General features: G+C 43.4%; 16 protein-coding genes. 7 read left to right on the forward strand and 9 right to left on the reverse strand.

Features of this window, described 5'->3' with window-relative positions; translation table 11 throughout:
* Window positions 1-10: 10 nt before the first annotated feature.
* Window positions 11-253, forward strand: a complete 243-nt coding sequence (locus BM043_RS17625; RefSeq protein ID WP_092794070.1) for a hypothetical protein — start codon at window positions 11-13, stop codon at window positions 251-253.
* Entirely contained in the window at window positions 250-648 is a 399-nt protein-coding gene (locus BM043_RS17630) for a type II toxin-antitoxin system VapC family toxin (RefSeq protein ID WP_024281878.1), read from the forward strand. The genes BM043_RS17625 and BM043_RS17630 overlap by 4 nt, the downstream gene beginning before the upstream one ends.
* A 317-nt stretch (window positions 649-965) precedes the next feature.
* Here the strand turns inward: BM043_RS17630 and BM043_RS17635 are convergent, their stop codons facing one another.
* Both BM043_RS17635 and BM043_RS17640 read right to left on the reverse strand, forming a co-directional pair.
* Window positions 966-1388 carry a hypothetical protein gene (locus tag BM043_RS17635; RefSeq protein WP_092794072.1) on the reverse strand — a complete coding sequence of 141 codons (423 nt, stop codon included), beginning with the start codon at window positions 1386-1388 and terminating at the stop codon, window positions 966-968.
* Window positions 1389-1577: 189 nt separating this feature from the next.
* Window positions 1578-2546: a zinc-dependent alcohol dehydrogenase family protein gene (locus BM043_RS17640; protein ID WP_092794074.1), complete on the reverse strand. Its 969-nt coding sequence runs from the start codon at window positions 2544-2546 to the stop codon at window positions 1578-1580.
* A gap of 109 nt (window positions 2547-2655) precedes the next feature.
* On the opposite strand from BM043_RS17640, the gene BM043_RS17645 reads away from it, so the two are divergent.
* From BM043_RS17645 to BM043_RS17665, 5 genes are read left to right on the forward strand one after another with little or no spacing between them, the layout of a single operon-like run.
* A complete protein-coding gene (locus tag BM043_RS17645) occupies window positions 2656-3423 on the forward strand; it encodes an SDR family NAD(P)-dependent oxidoreductase (RefSeq protein ID WP_092794077.1) in 768 nt (255 codons plus the stop codon).
* Window positions 3424-3425: 2 nt separating this feature from the next.
* On the forward strand, window positions 3426-4634 hold the full coding sequence (locus BM043_RS17650) for an acyl-CoA dehydrogenase family protein (RefSeq protein ID WP_092794079.1): 1209 nt from the start codon (window positions 3426-3428) through the stop codon (window positions 4632-4634).
* Window positions 4631-5659, forward strand: coding sequence for a phosphotransferase family protein (locus BM043_RS17655; RefSeq protein WP_092794082.1), 1029 nt, complete (start codon window positions 4631-4633; stop codon window positions 5657-5659). Before BM043_RS17650 ends, BM043_RS17655 begins: the two co-directional genes overlap by 4 nt.
* 1 nt (window position 5660) lies before the next feature.
* On the forward strand, window positions 5661-6536 hold the full coding sequence (locus BM043_RS17660; protein WP_092794084.1) for a 3-hydroxyacyl-CoA dehydrogenase: 876 nt from the start codon (window positions 5661-5663) through the stop codon (window positions 6534-6536).
* A gap of 51 nt (window positions 6537-6587) precedes the next feature.
* Complete coding sequence (locus BM043_RS17665) at window positions 6588-8969, forward strand: hybrid sensor histidine kinase/response regulator (protein WP_092794085.1); 2382 nt, start codon at window positions 6588-6590, stop codon at window positions 8967-8969.
* Between the two features lie 17 nt (window positions 8970-8986).
* Here BM043_RS17665 and trmB read toward each other — a convergent pair whose 3' ends face one another.
* Genes trmB through BM043_RS17700 form a run of 7 tightly spaced genes read right to left on the reverse strand, consistent with a single transcriptional unit; the run spans window position 8987 to window position 15582 of the window.
* Complete coding sequence (trmB, locus tag BM043_RS17670) at window positions 8987-9649, reverse strand: tRNA (guanosine(46)-N7)-methyltransferase TrmB (RefSeq protein ID WP_092794087.1); 663 nt, start codon at window positions 9647-9649, stop codon at window positions 8987-8989.
* A gap of 1 nt (window position 9650) precedes the next feature.
* Window positions 9651-10937, reverse strand: coding sequence for a bifunctional folylpolyglutamate synthase/dihydrofolate synthase (locus BM043_RS17675; RefSeq protein ID WP_092794090.1), 1287 nt, complete (start codon window positions 10935-10937; stop codon window positions 9651-9653).
* Between the two features lie 3 nt (window positions 10938-10940).
* Window positions 10941-11897 (reverse strand): energy transducer TonB, encoded by a 957-nt coding sequence (locus tag BM043_RS17680; RefSeq protein ID WP_092794093.1) that lies wholly within the window; start codon window positions 11895-11897, stop codon window positions 10941-10943.
* Between the two features lie 2 nt (window positions 11898-11899).
* Complete coding sequence (locus tag BM043_RS17685; RefSeq protein ID WP_092794096.1) at window positions 11900-12289, reverse strand: ExbD/TolR family protein; 390 nt, start codon at window positions 12287-12289, stop codon at window positions 11900-11902.
* Between the two features lies 1 nt (window position 12290).
* Window positions 12291-12980, reverse strand: coding sequence for a MotA/TolQ/ExbB proton channel family protein (locus BM043_RS17690; RefSeq protein ID WP_092794100.1), 690 nt, complete (start codon window positions 12978-12980; stop codon window positions 12291-12293).
* A gap of 1 nt (window position 12981) precedes the next feature.
* Window positions 12982-13839, reverse strand: coding sequence for an SPOR domain-containing protein (locus BM043_RS17695; RefSeq protein ID WP_092794103.1), 858 nt, complete (start codon window positions 13837-13839; stop codon window positions 12982-12984).
* A 57-nt stretch (window positions 13840-13896) separates the two neighbouring features.
* Complete coding sequence (locus tag BM043_RS17700) at window positions 13897-15582, reverse strand: TonB-dependent receptor (protein WP_092794106.1); 1686 nt, start codon at window positions 15580-15582, stop codon at window positions 13897-13899.
* Window positions 15583-15584 lie beyond the last annotated feature (2 nt).

Consider the following 15584-nt stretch of genomic DNA (forward strand, 5'->3'; position numbering starts at 1 on the left):
GAAAAAAAACATGGCAAACCTTACTTTAAATAATAGGACTTTGGAAAAGTATTTTGGTATGTTGCGAGGTCTAGATAATCTTTCCAAGAAAAAGCTGATCATAAAATTGACTGAATCTCTTGAAATAAAGGAAGAGAAAGTTGACTTGAAAACTCTTTTTGGAGCATGGGAAGACAACAAAGATTCTGATGAAATCATCAAAGAAATTAGAGAATCAAGAGTTGAAAAAGCAGAAGATCTTGGTTTCGAATGAAATATCTTTTAGACACAAATATCTGCATCCATTTTTTAAGGGGAAAGTTTGGGATGATAGAAAAGTTTCAGGAGTTAGGAACGGAAAATTTTGCTATTTCTGAAGTTACGTTTGCTGAACTGGTATTTGGAGCCGAGAACAGCACTAATCCCAAGAAGAATCTTGAGTTAATAGAAGTTTTTACCGATCAAGTTCTGATCCTCCCTATTTTCAGTGCCATTTACCTTTATGGAAAAGAGAAAGCCCGATTAAGGTCAATAGGACTGATGATAAGCGATTTTGATCTATTAATCGGTTGTACTGCAGTGGATAAAGATCTGATTATGGTGACCGAAAATCAAAAAGAATTTGAAAGAATATCTGGAATCCAACTAGAAAACTGGGTAAAGAGATAAGATAAACTTTCGCTAACATCACCTTGGATACAGCGGGCGGTTCCGGGTAAATTGAAAGTTTAGAATCTTTAAGAAGTTAGGAGTAGGCTGGAAGAGAACGGCTCCGAATGCCTGCCTGGCGTCAGACAGGCCCGCCATCTCCAAGCTGAATCCCGTTACCTGCAAGCTTAAAAACACAACCTGAAAATGAAGACTTCCCCTTTTTTTGACAATTATAAACTAAACCTATTACCGCTAAATCCCGACAAAAAAACCACCCCGACCAAACCTTTTCAGGTCTAATCGGGGTGGTTTGATTTTTAGGCTAATCCGGCAATCTACCGGCTTCTCCAAAGATCTTTCAGCTGTCTTCCATTGATCAGCATGACAAATCGGGTGGGATTGGGCACCAAGACAATCCGAACATCCTGTCGGTCAAACTGATCGGACTCGATCGGGACTCCCTCCTGTCCTCCGACTTCATAACTCACGACTCCATTGGCATCCGGAAGCATGGGCTTATAATTATTGGCGATATAGGCCGTCGGCAAGAGAATATCGGTATCAGACTTGAGCATACTGTAGATTTTCTCCAGTTCCTTCTCCAAGACATCCTCGTAATCCTCATTAAAATCGTCCTCTAGATCGTGGATTTCCTCCTCCAGGTCATCGTACTGCTCATCACTGTAATCCATGGCTGCGAGTTGATTTCGCTTTTCTACGATTTCGGTTAGCTCCTTATCCAGCTTTTCCCAATTCATTATTCTGATTTTTTTGATTTGGTTTAAGAAAATACAAAGATGGGCATTCCCTTTTGTTTACCCGAATGAATGCCGAAAAATTAACTAGGACTGCCGAAAAACGCTAGAATAGATCAATTGCAGCAAAATAACTGGTTACCCAATCTTCCTTTTCAGCAGTTTTTCAGCAAGGGCATAAAACCGGATAACTTAACTAATCAACAGGATTTTCCCGTTTCGGCCGGGAAGATTATAAGCGGTCAAGGCCTCTTTGAAACTGACCAGGGGAAACTTGCCGGCAATGTCAATCTGGGAATCTTCTTTCATCAAAAAGCCAAACACATTCAAAAAAGCCTGTGATCGGCTTTTGGAATCAATCTCTTCCATCCAGCTACTCAACCAAAAACCTTCGATTGTCAAGCCTTTGAAAATCAACAAACCACTGTTGACGGGCATATTTTCCAAAGCCAAAGCTCCGAAGACCAGCATCTTTCCCTTGTTACGCAAACTCGACAAGGCCCGGGCTCCCAAAGCGCCTCCCACGGCATCAAAAACTACATGAACTCCCCCAGCACAATGCTTAGCGATGACCTTCTGAAGCTTTTCCTTTTCGGTATTGATTACGAGATTTGCTCCGATTTTTTTCAAATAATCTTTTTGATCATCATGTCGGACGGTTGCCGCTACCTTGATCCCCTTTTCTTTGGCCAGTTGGATGGCAAATTTCCCAAATGCCGAAGCTCCCGCAGTGATCAGGAGCCATTGTCCTTCTTCCAAACCGGATTTCTCAATCATTCCATAGGCAGTCATCGGATTGACAAAAGCCTGACAGGCGATTTCATCGGGCATTTGCTCGGGAACCGGAATGGCTACCTCTGCCGGCACGGCAACATACTCTCGCCATGTTCCGATGGTAGTAAACATCACGCGGGTTCCCTCCTCGAATTTTCCCGTAGCATCGGCTTTTTCGACCACTCCACAGGCTTCGAATCCCGCACTACTCGGTAACACCGGAGTGATCCCATACAGGCCTCGGATAAACATGATGTCGGATGGATTGATATTTCGGGCCGTCACTTTGACCAAAATCTCATGATCCTTAGGAATGGGCCGGTCAGATTCTCGGATTTTCAATACCTCTTCCGGCATCCCGGTTTCTTCAAAAATGAGCTCTTTCATTTGAAATAGAATTACTTTTATTGATTAAACTATAAATATATTTTTTATTTGATCCCCGATCAGCAAAATTTTTTCCTATCTTAAGCAGACAATCTAATTTAGCTATTCGATGGATTTATCAACCGTTTTTTCGCTTCAGGATAAAGTAGCATTAATCACCGGAGCTAGCAAAGGAATTGGTTATGCAATTGCAGAAATTTTTGCCGCCGCCGGTGCCAAAGTAATCATCAGCTCCAGAAAACAAGCACTATTGGACGAAAAAGCTGACCAATTGAACGCTAAAGGCTACGAAGTCTGCGGCATTGCCTGCAACGTGGGAAATATGGATGAGCTTTCTGGATTGGTCGAAAAGGCCGTTGCCAAATATGGCCAAATTGATATTTTGGTCAACAATGCCGCTTCCAATCCGGTTTTCGGTCCCGTTCACGAGACCAGTTTGGAGGCTTTTGACAAGATCATGGATGTCAATGTCAAGGCACCTTTCGAACTGACACGACTTTGTTTCCCGCATTTGCGCAAATCTTCCCAAGCTTCTGTCATCAATATCAGTTCGATCGGCGGGATCTCTCCCGAACCCGGTCTTGGAATCTATTCTGTCAGCAAAGCGGCGCTCATTTCGCTGACCAAAGTCTATGCAAAAGAATGGGGAGATGCCAAAATCCGGGTGAATGCAATCTGCCCGGGTTTGATTCAAACTAAATTTTCGGAAGCGCTCTGGTCCAATGACAAAATCATGGCCATGATCATGAAGCAACTCTCCATCAAACGAGCCGGAACCGCCGAAGAAATCGGCGCCATGGCTTTATTTTTAGCCTCTTCTGCTTCTTCCTATACCACGGGGGGAGTTTTCACCGCTGATGGAGGATTTACGATTTGATCATGAGCCATTCCAATCTCCTTTCCCAAAGACCTAATCTTCCGACATTGATCGAAAAATACCAACGATTTGTAGTAGATGAACTTTTCCCCATTGATCTTCAGGTAGTCAATGGCCCGTTTAGGACTTTTCTCCCTCAATTACAGGAGCTGCGGGAAAAAGCAAAATCTGAAAATCTATTTACCCCCCACCTACAGGAAAGTGAAGGTGGATTGGGGCTGAACCTGGTTGAATTTGCGGCAGTTTCGGAGATTTTGGGGCAAAGTCCCATCGGTCACTATGTTTGCAATTGCCAAGCTCCCGATATCGGTAATATGGAATTGCTCGCTCATTTTGGGTCTGATTTTCAAAAAGAACAGTTTCTTCTTCCACTCCAAAAAGGAGAAATCCGAAGTTGCTTTGCGATGACCGAACCTGAAAATGCGGGCAGCAATCCGGTGAACCTGAGTACCACGGCAGTTTTGGAAGGGAACGACTATGTGATCAATGGCCGAAAATGGTTTACCACCGCAGCGGATGGCGCCGATTTTAACATCGTCATGGCGGTAACTGATGCAGAGGCTAATTCCCCCTACGAGCGGGCCAGTATGCTCATCGTCCCCTTGAGTACTCCCGGATACCAACTGGTCAGAAATATCCCGATTATGGGAGATGAGGGAGAGGATTATCTATCGCATGGGGAAGTGCTTTTTGAAAATTGCAGGGTATCAAAAGCGTATCTTATCGGTGAAGAAGGAAAGGGATTTAAACTTGCCCAAGATCGTTTGGGTCCCGGAAGAATTCACCATTGCATGCGTTGGATCGGAATCTGCGAACGGGCTTTTGACATGATGTGTGGCCGTGCCGCCAATCGAATGCTCAGCCCCGGTAAGCCGCTTGCCGAAAAACAAAGCATTCAAAACTGGATCGCCGAGAGCCGTGCTGAAATCAATGCCAGCCGGCTAATGGTCTTGGACACGGCCGAAAAAATGCAGCTTCATGGCGCCAAAGCCGTCAAAGAGGAAATCTCCACCATCAAATTTTTTGTAGCAAATGTACTGATGAATGTCATCGATCGGGCGATTCAAGTGCATGGAGCACTGGGGATTACCGACGATACTTTACTTTCATTTTGGTACCGACATGAGCGGGGTGCCCGGATTTACGATGGTCCGGATGAAGTCCATAAAGCAGCTTTGGCAAGAAGTATTTTGAAAAAATACAGCCAATGAATACCGAGTTACCCATCGAACCACTGAAATCCCGGTTGAAAGAACAATTGGACTGGGATCCCGATCACATCGAAATCAAGCCCCTGTCCGGAGGCTATTCCAACCTGACTTTTTTATTGATCTCGGGTCAACAAAAGTTGGCTCTGCGAAGACCTCCTCATGGCTACAAAATCAGCACGGCTCACGATATGGTGCGGGAATACAAAGTGCTTCAATCCCTAGAAAAAGCAGCTTATTCCAAGAGTCCCAAACCCATTTACTTGGATGAAAATGAAGCGATTGTCGGAGCGCCATTTTTCATCATGGAATTTATCGAAGGGAAAATCCTCCGCCCGCAGTCATCCTTGGCAAAAGAACTAAAACCTGCGCAGTTTCAATCCCTTTCGATCCAATTCCTGGATTCCCTTTTGGAACTTCATCAACTGGATCTGCAGCAATCCGGACTGATCAAACTCGGAAAGCCTGAAGGCTATGTCGAAAGACAAGTCTCGGGCTGGAGCAATCGCTACAAAAATGCCAAAACCCAGCCTATTGGGGAAATGGAAAAAACATCTGATTGGCTGCTCAAAAATCTCCCAAAGAGCTCGGCTACGGCCTTTATCCATAATGACTACAAATACGATAATCTAGTCCTTCAAACCGACCCATCGCTTCAGATCAAATCGGTATTGGATTGGGAAATGGCTACGGTCGGAGATCCCTTAATGGATTTGGGAACAAGTTTGGCTTACTGGGCCGAAGCGGATGATCCAGCTATCCTCAAACAGTTTAATGCCAGCTACCTTCCGGGTAATTTGAGCAGATCCGAAATCATAGCTTATTATGAAAAAACAAGTGGTTTTAGCACGGAAAACATGCTGTTTTACTATGTGTTTGGGCTTTTCAAAGTGGGGGTAATCGCACAGCAAATCTTCAAGCGATTCCAACTCGGTCAGGCCAAAGATCCGCGTTTTGCAGCATTAATTGAAGTCGTCAAAGCCGCGGGAAAATTGGCAGAATCAAGCATTCAATCCGAAAAAATTTAAAATGGAAATTAAGAACGTGTGTATTTTGGGAGCCGGCACACTCGGCTCACGAGTCGCTTTGCAAGCGGCCATTTCAGGCTATCAGATCGGTATTTTTGATATTCATGAGAAAGCCCTGACGGATTCATTTCAGGTGATGAAGGGCATTTTACTCCAACTGGAAAAGGCTGAGAAAATTCAGGAGCCTATTGAAAAAATCCTATCTCGCATCCATTTTACCACTGAAATGGACAAGGCTGTCAATCAAGCCGATATCATCAATGAAAGTGTCACCGAAGACTTGAATATCAAACTTGAAGTCTGGCGAAAAATCGGAGAGATCGCCCCGAAACACACCATTTTCACCACCAATACCTCCTACCTCCTCCCCTCTCACTTGGCAGAAGCTTCGGGTCGGGCTGAGAAGTTTTGTGCTTTTCATTTTCATGATGTGTTTTACGCCCGAGTGGTGGATATCATGCCTCATCCAGGAACTGATCCAAGTTTGATTCCACTTTTAGAAGACTTCGGAAAATCTCTCAATCAGGTTCCTGTTCTGGTCAAAAAAGAGAACCCGGGATATATTTTTAACAGCATGCTGATTGCCTTGATCGGAGCTGCAGGCAAACTTCTGACCGGGGAGGTGGCCAGTATAGAAGACATTGACAAATCCTGGATGGTTAATTTCCACATGCCGATGGGTCCTTTTGGGATCTTGGATTCGATCGGATTAGACACGGCTTGGCATGTGACCAAATCCCGAAAAGACACTGCTTCCAAGGACTTTGCTAGTCTATTAAAAACATATATCGATCAGGGAAAGTTAGGTGAAAAGTCTGGAGCAGGATTTTACTACTATCCCAATCCCGAGTACAAACGACACGATTTCTTGAATTAATCCAAAATGGGTGTTGACTTCGTAAGTGAGATATCGCCCTGATCACCCAATATGAAAAAACTGATATTCTCACTTGCTGTAGTTATTCTCTCGGCTAATTACTGTCTTGGACAGCAGTCAATTGACACGTCGACTAGCTATCCGATATCGATTTTCCAACATGCCGAAATTCTTGACCTTGGTCAGGAAAACATCGATTTGGAGGATTTGCTTTCCAGACAAGAAGATTTCAAGTTCAAAAAATTAACCACTCCCAATGAAAATTTAGGCTTTACGGACCATACCTACTTTGTCAAATTTGAACTCAAAAACGAGCAGAATCATCCTCAAAAACTGTTTCTAGAAACAGCCAGACCCATTACCGACCGGGCAGATTTGTTTGAGGTTTTGGATAATCAAATCATCAGCAATCAAAGCAACGGAGATTTGATTCCATTTTCGGAAAGGGCTTTTGAGCATCGGAAAATAATTTTCCCGATAGCATTGGAGGCGGGAGAAAGCAAGGCTTTTTACCTCAAACTGCAAAGTGACGGAGAAGTCATCAATCTTCCGCTCAATCTTTATGATGACACGGCCCTCGTTTTGGCGACATATCAAGATCAGTTGATTTTTGGGGTGTTCTATGGCTTACTAGTTTTGGCAGCGATTACCTATTTGTTCTTTTATTTTGGAATCAAAGAGCGAAGTTTTCTCCTGTATTCCGCTTATGTAGTTTCGGTCGGATTGCTTCACTCTTCACTGGATGGCTACTTTTTTCAATACATTCTCCAAGAACCCGGATGGTTTGCAGACCGAAGTCTATTGCTGTTTGCGGCGCTCTCAGCTTTGCTTTTTGGTCGATACACGCAAGCTTATATTCGGATGCGAAGTTTTTCGCCATTACTCAACCGGATTTTCAATGGAGTCAACGTCAGCATCTTGGTCTTAATAGCAGGCGTCCTCATTTTTGATCCGGGAAGACCGCTGTATTACCCGCTTGTCAATGCCTTGGCTTTCCTCCTCATTCTGCTTTGTCTGATTGGTGTCGCCATTAGTTATTACAAAAAGCAGCCTGCGGATCCATTTTTTACGATAGGTATATCCATGCTGATGATTGGATTTGTGACCTTTATTTTGAATAATTTCAGTTTGATCGAAAATTCCTTTATCACCGAAAATTCTGCCAAACTCGGAACGGGTATCGAAATCCTATTTCTGTCTCTTTCCATGGCAAACCGTATTCGGATTCTGAGAAATGAAAAGGAAAAGGCCCAAAATATAGCCCTGCAGCAATCTGAGGAAAGTAATGAATTGAAGTCCTTTTTTCTTTCCAACGTGAGTCATGAATTGCGTACGCCTTTAAATGCGATCCTGGGACTTTCCCAATCCATCATGGGGGAAATAAAAGATCAGACGATCAAAGAAAACCTCGAGGTCATCAAGTATTCCAGCCTGTCTTTGCTCTCCTCCATTGACGATATTTTGGATTATTCGAAAATCGAAAAAGGAGAATTGGTACTCGAAAAGCGCGTATTTTCTACCCGAAAAATCATTGGAGAACTCAATGCCTTGACTTTCCAACAGGCAAGGGATAAGAAAATTGCTTTTGTCTACGAAGAACGTGCCCCGCTTCCAGAAAAGCTCTTGGGAGATGCCAACCGATTCCGTCAGATTCTGGGAAATGTACTGAACAATGCCGTAAAATTCACCCAAGAAGGGGAAATCAAATTGCAGCTATCGTCAGTTCAAGAAAATGAACATTCGATCGATCTAACCTTTGAAATTCAGGATACCGGAGTGGGAATCAAACCCGAGAAGTTGGACCGGATTTACGCTTCTTTTATTCAGGAGCAATTGGATGATAAGCGGAAATTTGGCGGTTTTGGTTTGGGTTTGTGTATTGTCAAGGCTTTGGTGGATCTGCATCAGGGAAAAATAAATGTCGAAAGTACTCCACAAAAAGGAACTCGGGTTTCTATTCAGCTAGCACTGGAAAAAGCTCCCATGGATAAACTGGAGTCGATAAAGCGAGATGCGGATCGGATCCTAAAAGGAAAAAATATTTTGGTCGTCGAAGACAATCGCGTCAATCAGCTGGTGATCAAATCCATCCTGAAAAAATGGGATGGGGTGACTTTTGCCTTTGCCAATCATGGAATAGAGGCTTTGGATAGGCTCAATTCAGAAAATTTCGACGTTGTCTTGATGGATCTTCAAATGCCCGAAATGGACGGATACGAAGCCACACAGGCGATTAGATCGGGACAAGGCCGCAAAATCCATCAGGGAATTCCGATCATTGCGGTAACTGCCGATACTACCGAAATCAGCAAAAATAGAGTGCAGGCCGTCGGAATGGATGATTACATGAACAAGCCGGTGGATGCTGAGCTATTAAAAGAAAAGGTGGCCAAAGCGCTATACCTCGAGACAATCCAATTAGAAAAGATTTAAGTAAGGAAGTTTTTCAATCAGTTTTCGAATCGGAATTTGAGGTATTTGATCTTTTCTCCTTTATCTGAAAATATCTTCTCGTAGCGGGTTTGGATCCCAAAATGATCATCTTTCCATTCACTTTGGTAGAAATCATGCGTAAAACCCAACACCTCAACATCCGATCTTGACTGAAGAAGTTCCAAGGTATAATCAAACAGCCCCGTGTTGTCAGTTTTAAAATGAACAATCCCTCCGGACTTGATTAAGGACTTGTACATTTCCAGAAATTTTGGGGAAGTCAATCGTCGCTTTTCATCTCCATCCCGTGGAAAGGGATCCGGAAAAGTAATCCAGAGTTCAGAGATCTCTCCCTGATCAAAAAACTTGTCCAATTGCTGAATTTGGGTTCGGAGAAAAGCTACATTTTGGATTCCCTCTGCCGTGGCAGTTGAGCTTCCTTTCCAGATTCGGCTTCCTTTGATATCGACTCCGATAAAATTGAATTGCGGAAAAACCCGGGCCAAACCCACCGTGAATTCTCCCCGTCCACAAGCCAATTCGACAACGATAGGATTTGAATTGAAAAATTGCGCCTCATTCCAGTTCCCTTTGATCGTTTCAAAAATCGGTTTTCCATCCTGTACGATGTTGGGATTGAGTTCGTTTTCTCTGAAACGAACCAGTTTTTTTCTACTCATGCTAAAGTCCTTCTATTTCTGCGACCACAAAAGTACTCCCTCCGATAAATATCAAATCATCTTTCGCTGCATTTTTTCGGGCAAAATTCAAGGCATCGTTGACATCGGGAACGACCTGACCGGAGAGACCAAACTTCTGGGCCTGTATGGAAAGTTCTTCAGCTTTGAGCGCTCGTGGGATTTGAGCTTCGCAAAAGACATAGTTTGCGTCCTTTGGAAGAAGTTGAAGAATCTTGCTAATGTCCTTATCCTGAACCATTCCCAAAACCATCCAGAGTTTTTGAAATGAATAGGTTTTCAATTGACTGAGAATTTCCCGAATTCCCGGTTCATTATGACCGGTATCAGCAATTACAGTCGGGCTTTCACCGAGAATCTGCCATCTTCCTTTCAAGCCCGTAAGTTCGGAAATGGAAGAAAGCCCCATTTCGATTGCTCCGCTACTGATTGCCCAGCCTAGCTTATCCAATTGGTCAAAAGTCTCCAGAATTCCCGGCAGATTATGGCGCTGATAATCCCCCATCAAACCAAAAAGCAATTCCCGCGAATTCTCGGATTTTTCTATTCGAAAAAGGGCTTTTTGTTCTTGATTTCCTGTTTTATTTACCTTCCAAAACTGATCTGCAAAGAAGATTGGAGCATTTTTTTCGCTAGCCACTTGATTAAAAACCGGAGTAGTTTCAGCCTGGGTTTGACTGATGACCACCGGCGTTTTATCTTTAATAATTCCTGCTTTTTCGAGTGCGATTTTCTCCAAGGTATCTCCGAGAAACTGCATGTGATCCCAACCGATATTGGTAATCAGCGAAAGCTCGGGACTCAGCACATTGGTACTGTCGAGTCTTCCCCCCATCCCCACTTCCACTACAGCGATATCCACTTTTTCTTTGGCAAAATACCAAAAAGCCATTCCCACGGTCATTTCAAAAAAGCTGGGTTTCAACTCCTCTAAAAACTGCTTGTGAAACTTGACAAAAGCGATTACTTCATCTTCAGGAATTTCTATTCCATTGATCCGAATCCGCTCGGTAAATGATTTTAAATGGGGAGAGGTGTAAAGTCCGGTTTTATATCCGGCTGCTTGCAAAACCGCGGCTATGGCATGGGAGGAACTTCCTTTTCCATTCGTGCCAGCGATATGAACAGACTTGATTTCGCGCTCAGGATGTCCGAGATATTCGCACAAAAGCAGGGTATTGGACAAATTCTTTTTGAATGCCGAGGCACCTACGCGCTGAAACATAGGCAGCGCCTGATACAAAAAATCCAGCGTTTCCTGATAATTCATCAATTAATCGACCTTGACGATAAAGGTAATTTTACCGGAAGAAAAATCAGCTACCGCTCCGCCTTGTTTTTTGAAAGAAATCTGATTGACCACTTGACGGTAGTAGGCCAACACATCATTGGAAACATTGTATTCCAAAGGAACTGCCTGCACGACACGTCCGCTATCATCTACGGTAATTTTAAATACGATTCGGCCATTCCGGGTAGAAACCCGGTCATTGATATTAGGACGAGATGCAAAATCCCATCCTGCCAGATCCAAGCTATAACCCGAACCGGAATTTACTCCTTCACCCGAACCTTGTCCCATGATCGCACGGCCATCTACGGTGCCTTTGGGATCACCGGCATCGCCTTTCTCCTTGGAGCTTCCTTCGGCTCCGCCTGAGGCAGGTTGAGTCCCTTTTCCTTTTGTCCCTCCGGCACCCATCAGAGCACGCTCATTAATTTTGAGCTTTTCGGGTGCTTTCTGTGTGGTTTCCTCTGCTTTGGATTCAGCAGGTGTAGTGACCGTTTTGGTCGGTTCTGATTTTTTGGGCTCCGGGGTTTTGGTGTTTTCTGTGGCTTTTTCTTCCCCTCTTATCGGAGAAGGTTTGGTAGTCACTGCCTGATTAACTGCTGGAGTTGGATTACTTTTGGGTTGTGCAGCCTCCGTTTTGGGTGAAGGCGTGGGAGTAGCATCTTGTGTGGGTGTTGGAGAAATTTCACCCGGAGCAGCACTTTCAGTGACTGGGGTGACGGTTTCAGAGGGAGGATTCTCACTGCTGACATCTCCCGATCCGGTGGGTGTAAAACCTAAATTCAACTCCAAACCAAAGGTTGGCAATGGTGGAATAGGCTGCTGCCAAACTACGATAAAGTAGAAGGCAATCAACAAAAGCACATTGAAGATCAAGGTAATGATCCCTGCGCGCTTTTTGTTTTTTTCTTCTACTTGATCTGCGTTCCAGAATTCCATTCTTAAAAAGGTTTTGTGGCGATGGAAACATTGGCTTCCAAACCAGCGGCAATGCCTCCGATTTCTACCAAATACTCCACCGGTACTTCTTTATCTATATGCAAGACAACTTGTCCCTGTTTACCGGATAGCAAGCTGGTTAATTCTGCTTTGATCTGATCCCGATTTACTACACGGTCATTGACAGCATACTTGAGATCTTTGGTGACAGAAACAGTCACCTCCTGCATCGCTATATCAGACGTTTCGCTGGACGGAAGGTTTACCGGCAATCCAGAAGGAGTTATAAACGAGGAAGTTAACATAAAGAAAATCAGCAGCAAGAAGATGATATCAGTCATCGAAGACATGCTGAAATTTGAATCTACTTTATATTTTGATTGAAGTGCCATATTATTTTTCCTGAAGCAATTCGATGAATTCTATGGTCGCATATTCCATTCGGTGAACCAACTTCGAAACCTGAGTTACCAAGTAGTTATACCCTAAATAAGCTAAAATCCCCACCACCAGACCGGCGGCAGTCGTAATCATGGCTTCGTAAATCCCTTCTGACAGGAGTTTTGGAGAAACCATTCCTTCTTCCTGGGCAATGGCGATAAATGCCTGAATCATCCCGGCAACCGTTCCCAAGAAACCAATCATCGGTGCCGCACCGGACACCGTAGCCAAGAGGTTCAGATTTTTTTCTAGTTTATAGATTTCGATTTTCCCGACGTTTTCGATCGAAACTTCAATATTTTTCAAAGGGGAACCGATACGATCCACTCCTTTTGCAATCATATTGGCCACTGGGGATTTTTCATCCGCACAGAGCATTTTGGCTTTTTCTACCTGACCGCTTGAGACCAAAACTTTCACCTGATCCAGAAGATAGGCAGGGGTTTTGGATGCTTTCTTGAGAGTCATTAATCGCTCCACAAAAATAAATATCGCTAAAATAAAGAGCAGATATAGTGGAATCATCATGTATCCGCCTTTGATCAGCAGATCCAAAAGACCTATACTTTCGTTTTGGGCATTCATTGAAAGACTATCCATAGCCGAAAGGCTATCGGTAGAGAGGGTTTGAAGAAGAATCATATTAATATTTCAAAATCCAAAGTGCTTCTGTGTATTGATCTTTGATTTGCTCCAGCTGATTATTGGCTTGGGTGAAAGAATTAAACCTTCCGATAGCCAAACGATAGTTGGGTACATCTTCGTATGGCAAGATCAAAAAGAGCTCATTTACTCGATCATAATATTGACTGGATTCTTCAATGGCTAAGCGCTCGTTTGGTAAGCTACCCACAACGATAAAATATTGGGGCCGTGTTGCTTTGCTGTCAACACGAATCAAAGAATCTACAGCTGATTGCTCAATAGTTGTACCAGATTCTTCGATTGGAGCACTTTCTACTACAGGACTGGATTCCTGTATGCTAGAGTCCTGATTTACAACACCTTCCTCTTCCTCATTTAAAGAAGTATTAGCATCATTTTTCCCAGGCGAAGGTTCCGCTTCAGAAGAGTTTTCGGCAAGATTGTTTTCAATCGGCCGAGGATCCGCTGTATCCTCCTTCATCAATTGCCAAACGACAGCTGAAATCAACAAAATCCCAATGAAAACTGCATAAATCGCCCAATTTGATTTTTTCTTAGGCTCTTTCACAGGAGCGTCTTTCGGCGTCTCTTTTATCTTTTCTTGAATTGGCTCCTTTTGGGGAAAATCATCCTCTTCCTCAAGCAACTCATGGGATACTTTTGGCTTAACTGTTTGAGCCATTTTTGCTCTCAGAGCCGCTGCAGAAAGGTCTTCTCCTTCTGCCTCCTTGGATTCAGTTTCCTCGGAAATAGAGGGAAGCCCTACTGCATCAGCCAAAGGTTTGACTTCTACATAGGGAAGTCCATAATCCTTAGGATCTAACCATTGTGATGTATGTGATTTTTTGTCAGCCATTTGTTAAAAAAGATAGCTACGAAACTAATTGATTTGAAGGGAAAGGCAAACCGATTATCAGAATTTCAGCCATGCTCCTCCGATCAATTGCACTCCCCGGACTGGATAATTCAGCCATCGTTCGTTTCTACCATTGAGCAGGTTATTCCCTTCGGCAAAAATCCCGAATTTATCCGTGATTTTATAATCCGCCTTGAGTTGTAGATCGGCTATGGTTTTGAGATTTACCGTTTGAAAAACCTCCGTTGTTGGTAAAGTTGCTCTTCTTGCTTTTATCCCTCCCATCACATTGATATTGGCCTGAACCAAAAGCTGATCAAGCGGAGTAATTTGGTTGTTGATTCCCAAAACCCAAGTGGGTCGATGCCAAGCTTCCTCCTGCGTGTTCATCGCATAGGAAAATAGATCCAAGCGAGAATTAAGTTGATATTGATCGGTAAGCTGCAAGCCCAATTCAGCATTGATATTGACCACATTCACCTGATCATCATAGATTAGGGTAAATCGGGTGGTGTCAGTCGGTGAATTGACAAAGAGATGAAAATTATTGTATCGGCTGACATCGATTCCAGCTTTGTAATTGACTATTCCTTGCACCTGACCTTCGATTCCTCCGGCGACTTTGTAATTATTGACGGTATTCAGGAGCCTGGTAGATGGCCCCAAAAACGGATTTTCTAATACAAAACCATGATAGGTAGTTCGATTGACATCACCTGAAAATTCCCCATAGAACCCAAATTCCTCAGCAAACTGATAACTGAGTGCAAGATTTGGGAAAATCCTGAAATCACTTGCTTTATCGGGAAGTGAATCATTTTCAGAAATAATATTGATCCCCGCACTGATCAAAAAGTCCTCGTATTGATAGCTTACTTTTGGACGAATACCCAGATATGTCCTGTTCAAATCATAATCTTCATCTTCAGGCGTAGTCATAAAATAGCTCAATCCAACAGTACCTGTCCAATTATCTGCTGGTCTAAACGTTCCTTTTGCCTGTACTCCCAATTCGTTTTCGACCACTAAATAGCTGTCCTTGAAGTTTCTGAAATTCAACTTCGCCTCATAGGAAACGGGACCTGTTTTTTCAATATCTCTTATTCCTGCTTCAAATCTGATTGTATTCAAGACATTCCCTTCGATTCCCATAAATTCCAAATTGGGATCATTGACTACGGAAGTATCTATTCCATAAAACGAATAAGAATCCTGAGCCCAGTTTAACCCACCAAAAACCTCTACCTGATCCAGAAAATAGCTCACCGCTCCACCGGCTGAGGAGTGGGATTCTTTGGACTGTTCGGCCAAAACCGGTCCTTTCCCAAAACTCTGATGCTTGAGATAGGCCGAATAATTCAAATCATAGATTTCCGAAGCCATCAGTCTAGCCTCAATAAGCGGACTGGCAAAATTTCCATACCCCGCTTTTAAAAATCCGGGATAAATATCCATTCGCTCCGGTCGATAAACTTTTTCCACCGGAGTAGCTTCCAGATTGACAGGCGGAAGATTCAAATCATAAAAATTGACCTGATAGTTGAAATCGCTCAAGCCTTTTGGTTGGGGCAAGACCGGCAACTTTTCAAAGATTCTGGGCTGAGTAGGCAGGGTCAAGACCCGATCCTTTCGAATCACAAATTCCTGATCCTGAACCTCACCCCTGGATTGAATTTGAGCTATAGATTGCGCAGCAAAGCCCAAAAAAAACAAGACAAAAGAGAATATAATCAGCTTTTTCATAA

Origin of the sequence: Algoriphagus hitonicola (assembly GCF_900113375.1) — a bacterium.
GTDB classification, from domain to species: Bacteria; Bacteroidota; Bacteroidia; order Cytophagales; family Cyclobacteriaceae; genus Algoriphagus; species Algoriphagus hitonicola.